The organism is Spirosoma arcticum (assembly GCF_054779955.1).
On sequence record NZ_BAAGXG010000031.1, the window covers coordinates 21784 to 39983 of the forward strand.

Annotated in this window: 20 protein-coding genes; 12 read left to right on the forward strand and 8 right to left on the reverse strand. The window is 44.7% G+C overall.

The genetic code is table 11. From position 1 onward, the window contains the following. Positions 1–103: 103 nt before the first annotated feature. A complete protein-coding gene (locus ACYVHB_RS31610; protein WP_461056042.1) occupies positions 104–421 on the forward strand; it encodes a hypothetical protein in 318 nt (105 codons plus the stop codon). Between the two features lie 716 nt (positions 422–1137). Here ACYVHB_RS31610 and ACYVHB_RS31615 read toward each other — a convergent pair. The 7 genes from ACYVHB_RS31615 to ACYVHB_RS31645 form a co-directional block, all read right to left on the reverse strand. Next, positions 1138–1638 (reverse strand): hypothetical protein, encoded by a 501-nt coding sequence (locus tag ACYVHB_RS31615; RefSeq protein WP_461056043.1) that lies wholly within the window; start codon positions 1636–1638, stop codon positions 1138–1140. Between the two features lie 691 nt (positions 1639–2329). Further along, positions 2330–4483, reverse strand: a complete 2154-nt coding sequence (locus tag ACYVHB_RS31620; RefSeq protein ID WP_461056044.1) for a tetratricopeptide repeat protein — start codon at positions 4481–4483, stop codon at positions 2330–2332. A 125-nt stretch (positions 4484–4608) separates the two neighbouring features. Beyond that, the gene (locus ACYVHB_RS31625) at positions 4609–4812 is read right to left on the reverse strand and encodes a hypothetical protein (RefSeq protein WP_461056045.1); all 204 of its coding nucleotides are present in this window, start codon (positions 4810–4812) and stop codon (positions 4609–4611) included. Then, a complete protein-coding gene (locus ACYVHB_RS31630) occupies positions 4812–5513 on the reverse strand; it encodes a recombinase family protein (protein WP_461056046.1) in 702 nt (233 codons plus the stop codon). The genes ACYVHB_RS31625 and ACYVHB_RS31630 overlap by 1 nt, the downstream gene beginning before the upstream one ends. Positions 5514–5522: 9 nt before the next feature. After that, the gene (locus ACYVHB_RS31635) at positions 5523–5732 is read right to left on the reverse strand and encodes a hypothetical protein (protein ID WP_461056047.1); all 210 of its coding nucleotides are present in this window, start codon (positions 5730–5732) and stop codon (positions 5523–5525) included. Positions 5733–5740: 8 nt separating this feature from the next. Then, the gene (locus ACYVHB_RS31640) at positions 5741–6049 is read right to left on the reverse strand and encodes a hypothetical protein (protein ID WP_461056048.1); all 309 of its coding nucleotides are present in this window, start codon (positions 6047–6049) and stop codon (positions 5741–5743) included. 5 nt (positions 6050–6054) lie between these two features. Beyond that, the gene (locus ACYVHB_RS31645) at positions 6055–6453 is read right to left on the reverse strand and encodes a hypothetical protein (RefSeq protein ID WP_461056049.1); all 399 of its coding nucleotides are present in this window, start codon (positions 6451–6453) and stop codon (positions 6055–6057) included. 152 nt (positions 6454–6605) lie between these two features. Between ACYVHB_RS31645 and ACYVHB_RS31650 the strand changes: the two genes are divergently transcribed. The 11 genes from ACYVHB_RS31650 to ACYVHB_RS31700 all read left to right on the forward strand — a co-directional run bounded on the left by ACYVHB_RS31650 (position 6606) and on the right by ACYVHB_RS31700 (position 17198). Beyond that, the gene (locus ACYVHB_RS31650) at positions 6606–6773 is read left to right on the forward strand and encodes a ribbon-helix-helix protein, CopG family (protein WP_461056050.1); all 168 of its coding nucleotides are present in this window, start codon (positions 6606–6608) and stop codon (positions 6771–6773) included. Between the two features lie 65 nt (positions 6774–6838). Beyond that, positions 6839–7135: a hypothetical protein gene (locus ACYVHB_RS31655; protein WP_461056051.1), complete on the forward strand. Its 297-nt coding sequence runs from the start codon at positions 6839–6841 to the stop codon at positions 7133–7135. A 10-nt stretch (positions 7136–7145) separates the two neighbouring features. Beyond that, positions 7146–9629, forward strand: a complete 2484-nt coding sequence (locus ACYVHB_RS31660) for a DnaB-like helicase C-terminal domain-containing protein (protein WP_461056052.1) — start codon at positions 7146–7148, stop codon at positions 9627–9629. A gap of 33 nt (positions 9630–9662) precedes the next feature. Then, a complete protein-coding gene (locus tag ACYVHB_RS31665; RefSeq protein WP_461056053.1) occupies positions 9663–10529 on the forward strand; it encodes a hypothetical protein in 867 nt (288 codons plus the stop codon). Beyond that, entirely contained in the window at positions 10526–11647 is a 1122-nt protein-coding gene (locus tag ACYVHB_RS31670) for a hypothetical protein (protein ID WP_461056054.1), read from the forward strand. Before ACYVHB_RS31665 ends, ACYVHB_RS31670 begins: the two co-directional genes overlap by 4 nt. Before the next feature lie 367 nt (positions 11648–12014). Next, the gene (locus ACYVHB_RS31675) at positions 12015–12575 is read left to right on the forward strand and encodes a terminase (protein WP_461056055.1); all 561 of its coding nucleotides are present in this window, start codon (positions 12015–12017) and stop codon (positions 12573–12575) included. Further along, complete coding sequence (locus ACYVHB_RS31680) at positions 12565–13917, forward strand: phage terminase large subunit (RefSeq protein WP_461056056.1); 1353 nt, start codon at positions 12565–12567, stop codon at positions 13915–13917. The genes ACYVHB_RS31675 and ACYVHB_RS31680 overlap by 11 nt, the downstream gene beginning before the upstream one ends. 10 nt (positions 13918–13927) lie before the next feature. After that, on the forward strand, positions 13928–14374 hold the full coding sequence (locus ACYVHB_RS31685) for a hypothetical protein (protein WP_461056057.1): 447 nt from the start codon (positions 13928–13930) through the stop codon (positions 14372–14374). 47 nt (positions 14375–14421) lie between these two features. Beyond that, positions 14422–15312, forward strand: coding sequence for a hypothetical protein (locus tag ACYVHB_RS31690; RefSeq protein ID WP_461056058.1), 891 nt, complete (start codon positions 14422–14424; stop codon positions 15310–15312). 134 nt (positions 15313–15446) lie between these two features. Further along, complete coding sequence (locus ACYVHB_RS31695; protein WP_461056059.1) at positions 15447–16529, forward strand: AlbA family DNA-binding domain-containing protein; 1083 nt, start codon at positions 15447–15449, stop codon at positions 16527–16529. A 273-nt stretch (positions 16530–16802) separates the two neighbouring features. Beyond that, positions 16803–17198 carry a hypothetical protein gene (locus tag ACYVHB_RS31700; RefSeq protein ID WP_461056060.1) on the forward strand — a complete coding sequence of 132 codons (396 nt, stop codon included), beginning with the start codon at positions 16803–16805 and terminating at the stop codon, positions 17196–17198. A gap of 30 nt (positions 17199–17228) precedes the next feature. Here ACYVHB_RS31700 and ACYVHB_RS31705 read toward each other — a convergent pair whose 3' ends face one another. Next, complete coding sequence (locus ACYVHB_RS31705) at positions 17229–18080, reverse strand: hypothetical protein (RefSeq protein ID WP_461056061.1); 852 nt, start codon at positions 18078–18080, stop codon at positions 17229–17231. Positions 18081–18200: the final 120 nt, after the last annotated feature.

The window sequence follows — 18200 nt, forward strand, 5'->3', positions numbered from 1 at the left end:
CTAATCGTATAAGCTCATCGTGTACTATATGAGCTTTCATCGGTTCAATCCGCGAGTCTTCGCCCGAAGGAATGCGGACCTAACTTACTCAATCCTGAACCTTATGAAGCATGAATTGAGTGTACCTACCGCTGCGGATCGGGCTTCGTTTCTTGAATTGTTTGACCGCTATACGCGCCGGACCGCTGATATTCATCAACTATCAGGTCTGGTAAAGGAACAGGAACTGGTCAACGAAATGGATTTGTCCGCGCTCTCGGCTACTGAGCAAAGCGCTTTTCATGCTTGGTTAAATGAACGACCCTATACGTACATTAGTATTGGCACCCTGCTTCTGAGGGGACTACGAGTCAAAATACGGTTAATTAACAGCAAGATTACCGATCAGGCGACTTACTCCATCCACACCAAAGACGTATAGTTACCCTTAGCGACGAAAACACCTGACAAAAACGCTTAGTCTGCCAGCAGGCTGGCCGCTGATTAGTTCGCGCTCATGTTGAGCCAACGTCGCAAAGATGCCCATGGTTAACGTGTTTGTATGGGGCATATCAACGCACTGAAAGGTAATGCCCGAATCCCGCACCGCGAAGGTAAACGACGCCTTACGGTTTAAGTGGTCGAACTTAGCGATCACCAGCACTACCCCCTCTTTCTTACCTCGATCAATGGCTGCAGCCAGTTATATACGTTGGCTGTTTTTTCCAAATTCAACTTCGGTAAACTCTGCCACAATAACCCCTTTGACAAATCCGGCCACGGATGCCCGCTGAGTCTCCAGGCCTAAACCGCTGTCGCCCTGCGCGCGAGTAGATATACGGTAGTAAGCTACGTACTTAATTAGTTCGTTGCAGGTTGGATCAGTTCGTTTTTAAGCCACTTAATGGGCATGCTACAGGATGTGGTACACTTGTGAGTGCTTATTGAGTCGATTAGTGTAAGGTAGAATTGGAAATACAGTGTAAATCCATTGTAAATCCAGTGTATTTCCAATTCTACCCACTGTAAATCCATTGGATTTCCATTTTCACTAATTGTAAATCCAATGGATTTACAGTGGATTTACAATTCCGTTTTATACAATTTGATTCGATAAACACCCTCAGCAGCACGGGTACATAGATACAGGTAAAGGGTTTAAGGGGTAAATATATTAAGCGCCTGGGTTTGAATAGTTCCATTGGGATACACCGTTACAGGGTTAAAGATATCCGTCTTATTCATCCCCCAACGATTGCTGCCCACAAAATGGTCATCGATGCTGGCCACCACCTTGGCATTGACCGCCGAGGCCAGGTAGCGCATAAACTTGACGCCCTGACCATTGGGATTGCCTGAATACTTGCCAAACTTCTTGCGGCGGCCGGGTTGCTGCAGATCCACATGGAGGGTCGCTTCACTGGCTATGGCGCAGGAATGCAACTCGACCCGGGCTGCCGAATCGAAGCACCCGCGTAAAGTCCACCATTCATAGATGTTATCCTGATTGTAAACTTTGCCCAGAAAAAATGCTCCACTGTCACCATGGGCGACAATCCGCAGGATGTGGATTTTGTTGGGTCCAATCTGTTGCTTGATCCACCCCACAATATCGCCCGCTGCCGTGCCGAAAGGAACGAGCAGTTTGTAGGTTGTCATTTAGTTCGCCTTCCGCCCATCATCTTGTTGAAACAGGGTAGCGAAATTCTTGTCGACCTGGTCGAACAGGTGGACACATACGGATTGAGAGCCAGCCATAGTAGACGGAAATTATACCAGTTAGAATCATTGCGCTTTACCTCAGATGAACCACCACCGACTCGCCAAATTGATAGCATGACCAATCCGATCCACCGTCATTGGTGGTAGAAAAAACCGGCGTGAATGGGGTTCCTGTAAAGCACTTCATCAAGTAAATAAATCGAAGCACTGGCGCTTTGAAGTACTTATTCTGCGGTTGATCTGCCCCGGTCTAATCGGTGCATTACGGCTTTATTCTTCCTTTCGATAAGCGCTGACGATTCATCGATCAATCAGGATTGTATGGCTGTGAGACCAGCCGTGTTGGGCGTTTATCTGGTCCATCAATCGCCCTATTTTCTATAAGCAATCATGTATTGATAACCGGACAGCGACTTTGAATACAGTTTTTCAAATTCACTCGGAACGATTAAATCTCCTTATTCGAGATGCTTGACATATTAGGTACCCTTTTGCCGGGTATAATCCTGGGAGCAATCCTTGGGGTGTTGGGCCTGAAGGTATGGGAGATAGCCATGCACGTTAAAAAATAATTGCGGTGCCTAAAAGTATTTTCATTATAACTTTTTTAACCTACTCACGCGATCATTTATATAATTGGTATTCGTCTGGCCAAAGAAGGATTAATTTGAACTGCTTTACTGTAATCGTCGAGGGCACCCCGCCTATCACCAAACTCAAATTTTACATTGCCACGGTTATAATAGGCCTCTGCATCATTTGGATTGATAGTGAGCACTTTACTAAAGTCTTGGATGGCACCCTGTTTATCGCCTAACGCAGATTTGGCAACCCCTCTATTTAAGTAGGCATCAACAAAATTTGGGTTGATAATAAGAGCTTTGGTAAAATCTTGGAAAGCCCCTTGTTTGTCACCTAACGCAGATTTGACAATTCCTCTATTGTTATAAGCCCAGATATGGCTTGGATTGATAATCAGGGCTTTTGTAAAGTCCAATAGGGCACCCCGTTTATCACCTAAATCAGATTTGACAATCCCCCGGTTGGAGTAGGCATCGGCATAGTTTGGGTTAATAGTCAAAGCTTCAGTGTAATCATGGAGGGCACCTTGTTTGTCGCCTAATGCAGATTTGACATTACCGCGATTGTAATAAGACAAAACATTATTTGAATCGATAGATAGGGCTTTATTATAGTCTTGAAGAGCGCCTCGCTTTTCACCTAGGGCTTCTTTGACACTTCCCCGAAAAGTGTAAGCATTGGCATAGCTTGGGTTAATAGTCAGAGCTTTGGTGAGATCTTGAATAGCCTCCTTTTTATCACCTAAATCAAATTTGACCTTACCGCGACCATAATGAGAGATAGCATGGCTTGGATTGATAATCAGGGCTTTTGTAAAGTCCAATAGGGCACCCCGTTTATCACCTAAATCAGATTTGACAATCCCCCGGTTGGAGTAGGCATCGGCATAGTTTGGGTTAATAGTCAAAGCTTCAGTGTAATCATGGAGGGCACCTTGTTTGTCGCCTAATGCAGATTTGACATTACCGCGATTGTAATAAGACAAAACATTATTTGAATCGATAGATAGGGCTTTATTATAGTCTTGAAGAGCGCCTCGTTTATCTCCTAACTCAGATTTAACAACTCCCCTATTATTATAAGCCCAAGCAACTTTCGGACTAATAGTCAGAGCTTTAGTAAAGTCTTGGAGGGCGCCCCTCTTATCGCCTAAAAATTTTTTTACACCTCCCCGATTGTTGTAAGCATCAGCATAGTTTGGGTTAATAGCTAATGCATTATTATAATCGTCAAACGATTTATCAAATCTATTGAACTGATAATATATGTTACCTCTCAAATAATATACTTCAGCCAAATCTATTCCTTTTAAACTTTTATCTATTACGTAAAGATCTGGATTTTGAACGCCAATTTTTACGTTGTAAACGGATAACAACCACTTGTCAAAATTATAATCTTTGATACTAAACACAATATCAAATTCCCCTTCTCTAATTTTTTCTGGGTTTACATCCGGTTGAAACTTTGTTATATCTGTTTCAACTTCTACTTTTCCCCCAACTGTTTTTATCAATGAATCGGATGGCTGACTGTAGAAACAAAAATTGCCGTATGAGCAATCTTTGTCGATGTTAGATATATCGCCCCATAAAACTAAATCTGCATAATGTTGCTTCTGAAATGCTCTTGCCTCAGAATGAGTCCGCGGATATAATGAATCAGAATAACAAATTTTAATTGGAATATTATATCGGGTGGCCTTTTCATCTATTCTGTCCCTTAGGGCTCTCCCAAAGCATTCTGTTTCAACTTTGTTTACATCTGTTTCAAAGCGAGTTACTAATATATAAAGTGTATCCCGATTATAAATTTTTGGAAACTCGCAAATTAACGTATACGGTTTTTGTAGTGAAACAACTGATTTATCTTCCTTAAAAGCACTTATAAATGGCCCAGCCCACACTGCTAATAAAATTCCAGCAAAAGCCATCCAATTCTTAAGATGGAACCCTATGTATAAGACTATCGTATTGTTATGTATCCATTTTATTCCTTTGATTTTAGCCCAAATTGATAACGAGCCTGAAGTAACTAATAATGTAATAGTCACTATGATAGCGCCTCTTATGCTGATAAGACTTTGTGAGTTAGAAGCAGTATCTAGTATACTTCCAGATATAAGGTACGTTGCTGAAACACCAATTATACTTTCATACAATTTTTGAAATAAAGTTTTTGAAGGATTAGCCCTTGGCATTTGCTGGTAGAGTCTGCGCTGCAAGACAGGATTAAAAGAAGTAGGGTGTTAAAATTATAACTTATTAAACTGATTCTAAACCCGTTTGTCGTCACAAGCTGGAAATAGTCGTATGTAGGTTGGTATCAGTTAAAAATTTGCTTTATCGAAGCAGGTCTCAAATACAACCGCCGAACCTGCATCAGGTGAAACTCCCGACCGCGTGGTGTCTTGAAGCCAGCTAGATTAAGCTGCTCGGCGATTTGGGTCAGCATCTTGCCGCTGGCCTTGAGCATATCGACGACGACGGTAACGTAGACCTGTACTTTAAAAATTGCAAATTGGTCCATTACGGAAGAGAAGCTAATCGTCTGTGCAGTCGGAGTACTTGGGTAGGCTGGAATTCACATCCTCTGGCCGTTCGGAATCCGGCCTGATTCAACTCACCCGCGATTTCGGTGTAGTTCCGCCCCGCCTTGAGCATCATCCTGATCATCGACGCGGCTCGTCGATTATTCTCATTAAGCTGGGCCTTGCGCACATTACCCGCTACGCCTTTGATTTGGGCGTCGGCCGTCAAGTTCTGAGGCGATCCAAGGCGGATACCCTGCGCCCGTTTTACCTGAAGAGCAGCTTTGGTCCGGCCGCTGATGAGCTCGCGTTCGTGCTGGGCCAGCGTGGCAAAGATGCCGACCGTAAGCGTATTGGCGTCGGGCATATCGACGCACTGAAAGTTGACCCCCGAATCCCGGAGCGCGAAGATAAACGAAGCATTACGGCTGAGTCGATCAAGCTTGGCAATGATTAGTATCGCCCCGTCTTTTTTGGCCCGCTCGATGGCCAGCGCCAGTTGCTCGCGTTGGTTGTTCTTACCCGATTCGACCTCGGTAAATTCAGCCACAATCTTCCCTTTCACGAAACCAACCACGGCCGCTTTCTGGGCGTCGAGTCCCAGGCCGGATTCACCCTGCCGTTTCGTTGATACCCGGTAGTAAGCTACATAGGTCGGCGCTCCCGCAGTCGGCACCGACTGGTTTGATTTCTTTGCCATGTCGATTCGTTAATCAATGGCCCGCGTATAAAAGTTGCCCACCTTAAAACAGTGCTCACTAAGCAGACAGGCATCCAAAGCCGCAGCCGCTGCACTCCAGGTTAGCCGAAAGTCGGCCACAATCCGGCCAATGGCCTGTGATCGGTTATACCGCTTGTCAGGCCTCAACGCCCCGGCGTATTGTCGCAGTTGCTGAGATGTAAGTTCGGGTGTGGTCATTGTCCGTACTAATTGAGATGAATTTTCTTGGTTGCCTCCAGTTGATCTCTCAACTCGCCTATCGTTGCGGTATTATCACGAATCAATTTGAAGCATTCCCGCAGGTGGTCCTGCTGTTCATCATGTAACTGATCGTAGTGCTGGCGGTCATCTACAATCTGTTTTCGTCGAAAGTCATCAGTTTCCAGCAGGTCCTTATAGGCCTGGCGTAGATCCCGACGCTCCCGGCGCAGGTTTCTGTTGAGAGCCAGCAGGAGCCCGGTGGCTCCCGAAAGCAGGCAACCCAGAATATCAATCCATTGGTCTTGGGTAAGCATAATGATTAGTAATTTGATTTGGGCCAAACATCAAAGGCGCGCAATTTATCAGTGACCAAACTTAGGTTACCCATGACCTCAACCTGCATAACCTCTTCTCCCTTTTCAACACTTACCTGAAACAGAGCAATTACACCGGGATTGATTCCGGTCAGCGTTTCATAATACCCAATGTAGAGCTGGTAGGTAGTCCAGCGCTCCTGCCGGCTTCCCCGAGGTTCGCTAAGTAGCCGGAAGTCAATTTGTATACCAAGCTGGGCAGCCCCAGCAATGGGTTTGTTATTGATGATTTCAATTCGCTGGTCATACTCTCTGGGATCGTACAATTTCAGGTTTGGTTCGATGCCAAGCAAGGCAAAGGCTATTTCGGTAGCCTGCTGATTAGTGAGTGGTTTTGTCGTCATTTCGGGGCTATATTACATACGTTAAACGCACGTCTAACGAATGTAAAGATACGTTACGGAATTCTTACGGAAAAATATTTTACGGTAAAGTTACGGAAGTATAGAGTTATTTTTTATACCTTGCTTCCGCATCTAAATAGCAGATAAACCCTATGAAAGACAGCCGCTTAGAAATAACCCTCAGCGATAAGCTGAAAGAGGACTTTAAGGCCATTTGCGACGAGAGTGAAATCAGCATGTCGAATAAAGTGCGGGAAATGATTGCCAATCTGGTACGAAATTACAAACGGCAGGTTGCTAAACAAGGCGAAAAAGATTAGTAAAATACTGTAAATCAGCTAATTAGCAACAGTTTTTACTAAAATTTTACTAAACACATTATCTTATGTTCAGTTTATATCCTCCTGATCTCGACGCTACTCAACGGGAGAACATTGCCGGGATGCATAAGGACAACCTCGACCGGCTTAATCAGTTAGCAAGCTGGACAGATGACGATTTCGACTTAGCCGTGCAGTCAAGTTGTGAGTGGTTTGCTAACGAGCAGGACTGGCTTATCAGTTGGGAGAACGCCAAGCGCTTGATTACCGACCCCAGGGCTCCCGTAGCAAAGGCCACTGAACTCTTTGAGCGATGGGAAGCACTTGGGATAGAACGAATCAAATCAGCTCGGCCGAATTAATTATAGCTACATGAATAAGACAAGTCTGTTACTGACGGAGGTAATTTATCCTGCGCTGTACAATCAACTCGATGATGCCTTTCCCGAATTTGGATTCAGGCGGGTGAAGGATGGCTGGCAATCAACCACTGAACGCAAGATCGATGGCGATGACGGCAAAAAGGGCAAAGTATATTCCTACGAAAGAAGCGTTGGGTACCTGAAGGATTATAGGCAGTCAGGTGGGCTTACTTACTGGGACTATGTCAAAGAGCGCGATGGGCTTAGTCAACAGCAGGTCTTACTTAAATTAGCTGAAATAGCAGGAGTCGTCTTAGAAAACACGCTGACGCCAGAAGAATTGGCAAATGTTGAAAGCGCCAACACCAGGTCTAAGATGTGGGAAATCATCAACGACTATTGCATTGACTGTTTGAGCGATAAGGATAGTACTATTGCTCATTCTTCGGGAGCAAAAGACTTACAGAAGTACCTGATTGAAACACGAAAATACAATCCTGTTTACTTTCGGCTACCCGGCAGCGGTCAGGATCGGCAGGTTCCTAAAATGGAACTGGGCTACATGCCTTCTCTTCGGGAGTTGGAAAGTCACCTGTTTAGCCAGGGTTATCCAAAGACGGAATTAGCCTTGATTCTTTCTGATGAGCGAATTGGCAAAAGCCATACGCTTTCGATTCCGTACCGGGACGCAAATGGGCGAATGCGAGGTATGATTTTTCGGACAATTCACAACATCGATCCAAAATACCTTTACTCAACTGGCCTTGAAAAGCAGGACATTCTTTTCAATCTGAGGGCCATACGCGGTGATAGGGATCTGGTAGTTGTTGAAGGTCAGTTAGACGCCTATCACGCATCAGCGGTTGGCATCGACAATGTTGTTGCGTTGGGCGGCAACAGTCTGACGGATGAACAAATAAAGACGGCGATCAAGGCTGGCGCCAAACGGTTGACCTTTTTGCTGGACAATGATAAAGCGGGACAGGATGGATTACAAAGAGCGCTCGTCCGGTTCAAAAACTACCCTGAGATAAAGCTGTTCATTGGCATGTTTCCGGATGGAGTTAAGGATATTGATCAACTCATAATCGAAAAGGGATCGGAGGAGGCAAAGTCGGTTGTTGCCAACGCCGAAAAACTCGAAGACTATCAACTACGGCAGCTTCTTATAAAGTACCATCAGATTGGCCAGAAGAATTCCGATGGTGCACTAACCGTTAAACAGGAATCCGACTTTTTTGAGGAGATCGTTTTTATAGCCGACACCATCGCGTCGCCAATTGATCGGTCTATATTCGTCAAAACGGTAAGTGCCACGACCTATGCTGTTGAGGTAGGCGTAACAGAAGTTGCGTTGACGGCTGCCGTCGACCGGCTGCGATCCAGACAGGAGCAGGCGGATCGGGAAAGGGAAGTAAAAGGTTTACTTGAAAAAGCTGGCCAGCTTCATCAAAAAGGTAGCGTTGATCAGGCGCTGGAGGTGCTAACGGAAGGCACCACCGACATAAGGGCAAAATCAAAGAAGACTTCTTTTGAGGTACTATGTATACCACCCACTGAAGAGGCCATCGCTCAGCGACAAAGGACTAAGCCGGAAAATTTGGAAACCAGCTTCCGAATCGACGATGGAAAGATTAAAGTTGAGTTACCTGCAGGAGCGTTGACTATACTAGCAGCTCCCACCTCGCACGGAAAAACCGCACTGCTGAATAATTTTGGGTTAGACCTATCTTGTCTACATCCTAAAAAGAAATTCCACTTCTTTAGTTACGAGGAAGATTCTGATGCGGTGCTGATGAAAGCACTAAATGCTTTCGTTGACCAAACGCTCTGCGCTGGCCACAACAACCTGAAAGCAATTGAGCATTACTTTCGTACGAGTCAGGTTACCTACATTAAAGAGGAACACCGCAGTCACTTTCTAACTAAAAAAGATCAGTTCTTTCGTGAGCTTATCAGTACCGGTCGCTACAATATTCACTACGTTGACTACGACGCAGATACGCTCGGTGAAGCCTGTGAATACTTAGCCAAGGACCCCGAAACAGGAAGTATTTTGGTTGATTATGCTCAGTTATTACACCTACCCACCAACAAATACAAGACGTATTCTCGGCAGGAAGAACTTAAAACGATTTGCTTAAATCTCAAAGATGTAGCCGTAGCTACCGGCCTGCCTATAGTCTTAGGTGCTCAATTTAACCGACAGGTCACTCATCACCTGAAAATGCACTCTACTATGATTGGCGAAGCTGGAGACATTGAACGTGCAGCTAATCTAATCATTGGCTTATGGAACAACGCATACGAACCGTTTGGCATTTCAGAAGCCGAACTCGAGGAGGTTGAGGGCAAAGGAATGAATAAGTCAGACACGATCTTTGCCAAGGTTCTGAAGTTTCGGGGAGGCAAGCCTAACGTGTGGGATAACTGGGCCTTCGATGGTAATACCGGGAAAATTCACGGACAGTCTGTGCCTACGTTCGCCTTCTAATATTCGAGATTAGCATTATAACATACACAATACATGGATATCAGCTCAGTTGGCATTTCAAATACAATTCGACAGGGTTCAGCTAAGCGAAGAATTAGGCTTATAACTAATCACTACGCCGAAATTCAGGCGGGTCGCAAAGGTTTGCTTACCAATGAAGAGGTTGCAGATATTGCCCAATCTTTTCAAGAAGGCAAGGAAATGGATTTGTATAATAAAGCGATAGAGGCGGATAAGCGCACCAAACACGCTATTCTATTGCTCAAACAATTTTCTATATCTTACCGTGAAGCTGTCGCTAATTTGACGGGATACGTCTTATTATGGGAGTCATACCAAAGAACCGAAGACCTTTTCAATCTCTTGCTTAACAGCGTTTCTATGGAAGAGAAAGAAAGGTTGAAAGAGCTCCTTATCAGTCAATCTCATCTTTTGTTTGCTACTCTTGGCCAAACTGATGATCGCGAAAGAATACGTATCTTCATTAATCAGCAGAAGCAACCCACGCCCAAGGAGGACCATTCCTTAGAAGCTATGCTTGAGATTTGGAAAAAGCACACTATAGCAGTGATTAGTAAAATTAAGGCTATGGATAAAGCAATTAAAGAGTACATGATGGAGCAGGATTTCAAGCCTGCTGCGTACTTTGAGATGATAGAAGATATTCTGGCCACTTTAGTGGAAGATAGGGCGACTCTTCCAAAATATAGTAAACGTCAGATGCGAAAGGCAAGAGAAGAAGGAATGATTCCAGTCAATAATCAGACTGGGGCGGGTGGGCTTGGCGCAACAGATCAAGAGAAATATTTTGTCTTCCCGGATCCTTTTGAAGTAACTCTTGATATTAATTTCTACCAACAATTTAAGAGAGATCAATTAAACTACGATTTGGGAATATGAGAAAACAACCGAAGCAAAAACCAGTCGATAAGCAGCGGCCACTGGTTTCTGTGCCTCCGATTGTTGACGTCCCATCGGTCACATCGAAAGAACTGCCTGTTGTCTCCGCTCCACCGCGATTCAAGCGCTCAGCCCATTTTTCAGAACAATCTCTTATGTATACCTCAGAGGAGAAGTTCGGACAATTATCACTCTTTGATACGCTCATGCCTGAAACGCAATCTACAATCGTTAATTACGGAGTATCCGTTGATTTGATAAATCAACGAGGTATAGGCATTAAGCTTACCAAAGGAGAGTACAAACTGCTTATCTGCATTCAGAAACTGTTACAGCAGAAAAGTCAGACAACGGACAAAGATGCGGATGACTATTTTATTGGTGATACGAACCCAAATGATAAATCACCTTTAAATGGGATGTACAATGGGAATCTTAGTGTGGTGGGTAATAGAAAGACAGCTACCATTACTGTCACCCTGTATGAACTGACTAAGGAGTACAATGGGGGGGAAGTAAATGGAGGAAGAGATATTGATATTGTGTACAATCTACTTTTACCCTTAGCGAATGACCCTAAAAAGAAGGCTCTGATTAAGTACTCTAGGGAGCAGAAGGGTAATAAAGGCAAAGTTGTCGATGAGATAGAAGGCTTCCAGCAACTCATTGAAATATGGACATCCCGAAGAAAAATTTATAATCAAGAAGATGTTCTAACATCGGAAAAGACGGAGGTTCAGATTTTTCTGAATCCTATTTTTCGCGATCAAATCGAATCTAAATACATTGAGTTTCCCGACGATATCATTAGACAGGTTCACCAAGCATGTGGTAGCCACAACGTTCCTGTAACGGTTTGGAAATTTATAGAGTACTTAGCACACGCCCGTTCTAACAAGTTGAAGAATGATGAGGCTGAGATTGGCCAGGAGAAACTCTACTGGAAGTTAGCCGAAGAGCAAATGCGAGACCCAAAGCGTGGCCGAGCTTACATCAAGAAATACGTTGATAAAGCTTTAGAGGTAGCAAAGTCGATAAATCTGCTGACTGACTATGAGTTGACGCCAGCTAAAGATGGAACAATGAAGTACGTATTCAAGATAAACCGGAAATGGTAAACAAGTAAGATTGGCTGCAAAATATGCGATATTTATGGACCTAAATGCGCAATATACTTCTTAGAGACTATGGACCTAAATGCGCAGTTTATGGACCTAAATGCGCAAAACAGCTAAGTTTTATGGACCTAAATGCGCAGTTTATGGACCTAAATGCGCAAAGACTCTGTGTAACAAATTGATATACAGAGGTTTATAGCTGTTTTTTCTTGTGTAAGAATACTTAAGATACTCTTTAAGAGTATTTAAGAGGAATAGAAAATCGCTTAAGGCTTTTTTCTATTCTTTTGAAACTAATCAGGTTAAGTGAAATACAAGTTGATTAATCAGTACCAACCCTTTCGTATGAGTATGAACAGTAAACGCAATGTCTGCTCCCCATGGGAACTCCTTCGCGGCTGGCAACGAGGGTGGTCGGCCGCCGAAGTATAAAGAAGAGTACGCTGATACAGCCCACAAACTGTGCCTGCTGGGGCACACGGATAAGGACCTGGCTGAATTCTTCGAGGTTGATGAACGCACGATCTACAACTGGAAAGTCGAACACGAAGAGTTTTTTCAGGCAGTCAAGAACGGCAAAACAGTCGCCGATGCGGAGATAGCGGCCGCTTACTTTAAGCGAGCTAAAGGCTATGAATACACCGAGACGACCTTCGAGAAGGTAGACAGCAAGCTGACGCTTGAAATGACGCCTGACGAACTGATTGTTCAGGATGCTTATAAGAAAAAGATAGTAGTCAAGCAGCTACCGCCCGAGCCAGGCGCTGCACTTAATTGGCTGAAGAACCGCCAGCCTCAATTATGGCGTGAGGGATACGATATCAATCTGAATAAGGGAGAGGATGTCGAGGTATGGTCAGCTGATGACGTGACTGCTTTCCAGAAATGGAAACTAAGTCAGCAACCTGTCTCTACTGATGGCGATTAGGTTTCTACCCGCCAGCCTCTTCAAAGACCTGCCCACGCCGGAAGGTTCTTTCGTTGTACCCGATGTTTTCCTTCCTCATCTGCTACACCCGGCACCAGTGCAGATCTGGTACGGGTCTCGATTCTCGGCAAAGAGTTATACAAAGGCTGACGAGTACCTGGCCAAGGCCTGCGGCAAAACGTATTTTCGGGGCATCTACGCCCGCCAGAATAAGGAAGACGTCAAGAACAGCCAGTATCAGCTTTTCAAAGATAAAATCAACCGAAAGCCTTGGCTCAAGAGGCAATTCGAGGTACGTGATTCAGACTACGTTATCGTGAATCGCAACACTGGCAACCGGCTTATTCCGGGCAGTTTCGACCACCCCGAAAAGATCATGTCGATTGCCGATCCGACCGACATCTGGGTAGAGGAGCCCATCACCCGAAAAGGCGAGATCAAACGTTCTGACTTCTTTGATATGTTCGGTTCGCTGCGTAACCCCTACGGCGTGGCTCCTCGTTTTCACTTCACCTTCAACCCGATTAGCATCGACAGCTGGATCTACGAGGACTTTTTCGATAAGAAGACAATACCGTCTCACAGAGTGCTGGCCAACTACGATGACAATCCATTCTGCCCACCCTCAGCCCATAGCTTCTTTGAGTGGCTAGAGAAGGTTGATCCTGACCGGTACCTAATTGATGCGAAAGGGAAATGGGGCGTTCCCAGACCGGAGAATCCGTACTTCCACCGGTTTGACTCGAATCTACACCTGGGTAAGTGTGTCTACGACCCGAAGTTACCTGTCTACATCATCCACGACTTCAACGTCATCAATTCGGTAGTGGTGATGCAGAAGCAGAATAAGGGTATTCAGTTCATTGAAGAGATTCACATCAAGAACATGGATCTTAAGGAAGTCTGTAGAACAATAGCCCTTCGCTACGGCCGTAATCAGATCAACTTCTCGGGAGATGCATCAGGTAACGCCCGGTCGGCCTACACCGTGGGTAATATGTCAGCCTGGAACCTGATTCGCGGCTACATGAATGAATTCGGAGCCCGGATGTGTAATTACGACGGGGTGCCGCAGTCGAACCCCTCGACCGAATCAAGCTGCTTTATCTGTAACGCCATCATTCAGCACTACGGCGACAAGTTCACTATCGATGCCGAACACTGCCCAGGGCTTGTAGTCGACATTCGGCGGATGATGCGCACCAGCGACGGCAGTTTAGACAAAGCGCATTGCAACAAATACAACTATGGCCACCTTGGGGATTGCGCCAGGTACGCCCTATGCAACTTTGAATACACTACCTACAAACGAATTATCAGTCAACACGGCCAGCCTAACTAATCGATTTGCCATGCAACTTACCCAGACAAGTCCAGTGCCCGATACCGAATACATGGACCACACATATGCGGTCATGGAAACAACGCTGTTATCCTACTGGGACGAAGGCAGGGAGATGCCTGACGTATTCAGGCGTCAAACCAAAGAATGGATCAGCGAGACTGTCCAATGCTGGTGGGACTTATTCGTTGAACATTGTTGCATTGTAAACGACCTCAACCGGACCAACTACAGCCGTAATCTGGAGGAAGGATACGTTGATAAACCATCCCTGATGTACGAGCGGCTCAAGAATGCAATGGCATTTACGAAGCCCGAAGTTATTGAGTCGGCTCGGCCACTGTCCTCTCGTGAACAGCAGGCATTTGACGACTTAGCCATTGCGCGACTGTATTATGAGGAGGTATGGCGTAGTGAAGTCCGTGTCCTATCCCGGGCCCAGTGTGGATTGGATTAGCAGATAGTATATTGCACCTCACATGCTGGCGCCAATTACTTGAAGTAATGATAACAGACATTTGCGAATTCATTCAAAGCTACTGGGCGTCAATTGATGTAAACTTAAAAAGCGCTTTGATAGGCGCTGTCGCTGGTTTGCTCGTAACATACATTTCAGACCGGCAAGAGAGAAAAAGGAATAGTGATCAGCAAAAGGCAACAGAAAATAACAAGTTGAAGTATTTAAACTTCTTAATGGAAGACACTTACATCTTGATAGAATCTTACAACACGGATACGAATAAGTTAATTGCCTCAGTCAACAGCAACCCTTTTGTAATCCCTAGTTCGTATTTGCACTCGCCCCATACTCTGAACACGATTGCCCATAAAGTCAATCAGGAGGATTATTATTTGTCTTCGGTCAATCGATTGAAAAACGTGGACGTACCCCATATCTTTTTGATGTATAACAATCTTGATGAGGTTTTCAGTAAGGCCACTGCTCACTACCGGACTGAATTTCCTTTGTTGATTACAGACAAGGATATTTATAAGAAAGCCCTTGACGAATTAATGGATGCTGCCAGACAATACCGGATAGCGCTTAACGTAAGGGCTAGAAACCCTTCAGAAGACATTATATTGACAAAGCTCAACACAGCCATTCCTTTAGTCCCCCCTCTACTAAACTCACTAGCCGAGCAAGATAAGTGGCTCAAAGATTCAAGATGGGTATTTATTGAGCAGATGAAAGAAATTGTCCCAGAAAATGTAAATAGAGTCTTGGCCATGCAGATTCAAGAGGCCATTTACAGTCACGATATGTATGTGAGCCGCATGAACAACGTAGTTGACTTAAGACATCAGTCTATGGATTCAATGAACGGCCTTCTTGATGCTATAAAGCGCATAGCTGCCCCTATGACTAACTACATAAAAGGGCTCAAAAATTAAGGTGTACACTGGTGCCCTTCCCGTCTAAAGGCTACACGCCTTGGCTAAACATTAAGCGGGAATAAGTAAACCGTCACTCAAGAAAGGTGGCTGATGGTCAGCTATGCAACTTGAATGCAGCAAATCACAACTATATGGCTATTTCTTACGCGCAAGCCCACTTCGGCAAACCACTTGACCAAATTACGGCTCAAGATCTAACTGAGTACTTTTCTGAGGAACATGACGAATCACTGACGCTTGAATTTAAGTCTTTTTCTCAACGGGAGAGTGACATTAAACATAAGGAGAATGGCGTCCTACGGACAATCTGCGCCTTTCTCAATTCAAGTGGTGGTTTGTTGATTTGGGGGGCACCTGTTGGAAAGAAAAATGCTGATGGCCAGAAGGTGTTCACAGGCGATTTGTCACCTGTTGAGAAACGCTATACAAAAGATGAGTTTATCAGCAAGATTTCTACTCGGATAACTCCCTTCGTGGCTCCTGTTCAGATCCAGATAATTGAAATGGACATCAACAAGTATGTATACCTCATTGACGTACTAGAGAGCGTAACAAAGCCTCACCAGTTTGAACACATCTATTACATTCGGTTAGATGGGCAATCGAAGCCAGCAGATCATTACATCTTGGATGCTCTATTCAAACAGGTAAAACGGCCGGAATTAGAGGGATATTTAAGAATCACATCCTATAGGATGTACAATAATGAAAATGAATATTTTAACAGAATTACACTTCAGCTTGAAGTAACAATATTTAACACGACTCAGACTATTAATGATACTGACGTTTATGTGCAATTAGTGGCGAGTCCAGGAAGGTTTGAGACTACTACAAATCCTGAGCGAACGTATGAAGCCGAAGGAGCAAAGGTTATTATCCTTGACGCAGCATCATTAATTACCAATAATTTACCTACCCGAAAGACATTCACCTACCATACTAATACTCTAGAGTCAGAGGAAGTTACTGACAATGAAATTAAGTTCATATTAGGATTCGGTGGAAGAAATTCTGTCACCAAAATAAATCGTTACCATATCAAACTCCGAAGCGATTACAGAGCACTGCTCCCTGACTGGGGCAAAGTAGTTACGAACCCTAAGCATTTAGAAAGAATCCTTGATGTTCGCAGGGAAGAGAATGTCGTGACTAGTGATCGATGGCAGGGCAGTGAGAAAGATCGCATGGAGGTCACCTTAAGCGGCATATAGAGGCTATCAGCCAAAATGATTGGAAAGGGGAGCAAGTAGTCTGTCGTTCAGAAAGAGACTAACTTTGCCAAAGACAAAACGGTTGAAGAAATGGAAGATCGCGACGTGTACTTCAAAATCTATGAGGATCATCGATTAATCAAATCAGACAATGAGACTGTAAGGTCAACTTCATGGACTGATGCTCAAAGTCAGATCGTGAAGAAATATCAGGAATACTACAATTCGGAGAATTTAGTGTTTGAGTTTCCTTCTTGACTTTATCATCTTACTATGCTTGCTCCCTGCCTGACGCTCACCCACCTCAAAACCAGTAAGCAGTACGAAGGCGCATCGCTCATCAACCGCTACTGGTTTGAATGGAGCAAACGACGGGAGCTGTCTAACCTGATCGTTCGGCTGGAACTGCTTGATGCAACTGGGCTGATTGTAACGACAACCAGTATCCGGCTGCCCAAAGTGAAGATCACCGGTTATTCACCGGCCACGGAGACAGAGCCAGGGAAGCCCATATATAACAGCACCTTGTGGGTTCACATTGACGACGTGGTATTGGAACCGGCACCCACGCACTTTCGATACTCTACGATTGTCGGTTTCGCTAGAAAAAGTGAAGTTGTAACGGCCGCGATGGACGGTAAGTACGAAGACATTTCACAATTAGGGTAAACGTAAACGCCTGCCGTCAGCAACAGCAGGTTACTCGTCACTCAGTTTGTAGGGCAGTTCGTCTAGTTCGGATATTCTCCTCATGAGATTAGGTGTAGCATTAGCAATCTCTTGGGCCTGTAGATTAGCGCTTAAATTCCTTGGATTCAATCCTATCCTTACTACGTAACGCTGATTCACTAATTCCTGACGGATTTCCATGTAACGCCTGGCCAGGCGTTCAAGCGTATAAAACATATTTCCCCTGAGATCCCTCTGCTGTAGATTACCACCTTTGACAGCTCGTATGAGCGTTTCGAAGACAGGGTTATACTGGAGAAAATAGTCTTGTACTAAATTCTTAAGGGCGTGCTGCGCTTTGTGGAGGTCATTGTACTCCAGTAAGTTCCTATTAGACTCAACAGTACTGATTGTTGTCAGTAGCCCCTCAAACTGATAAACGGCCTCTTTTGCCAAATACTGAGCTGGCAGTTCGCTGAAATCGTCAATTTGATCTTGTGTCATGCCTTCTGTAATTGGATCGGGCTTTAACCAAAAGTTTCTGGCGAAATTGGCAGTTGCTTTTCCACCATATTCGAGCACGTCCCTATCATTACGACTGGGGTATGAAATTGTGTTGAGTGCATTCCGATTAGCCTGCATTTCTGACAAGAGCATGTTCAAGGTCGTTTTGCTGATGTTGCTCCTGTTGGCATCTGCCTGGTTCTGGTATGCCCTGTAGGCTACCACAATGGCAGCAACCGTAGTGGCTGGGCCCAGGAGATTCAGTGCAACGGATAAATCGTTTGATGACAGTACCCCGAACTTGAGGATCACTATTGAGCAAACGATAATGTTGGTTGTGGTACAAATCAGGAGTATTATCCAGTCTCTAAGTTTCATGTTTTTCCTAAGTGAATTTGTTGATACTCCTCCGCCCAACGGCTATACGCCCTGGATAGCCATTAAACCGGTTGGAAAGGGGAGCAAGTGGTATTTACCTGCCTAGTTGCTGAATCCGAC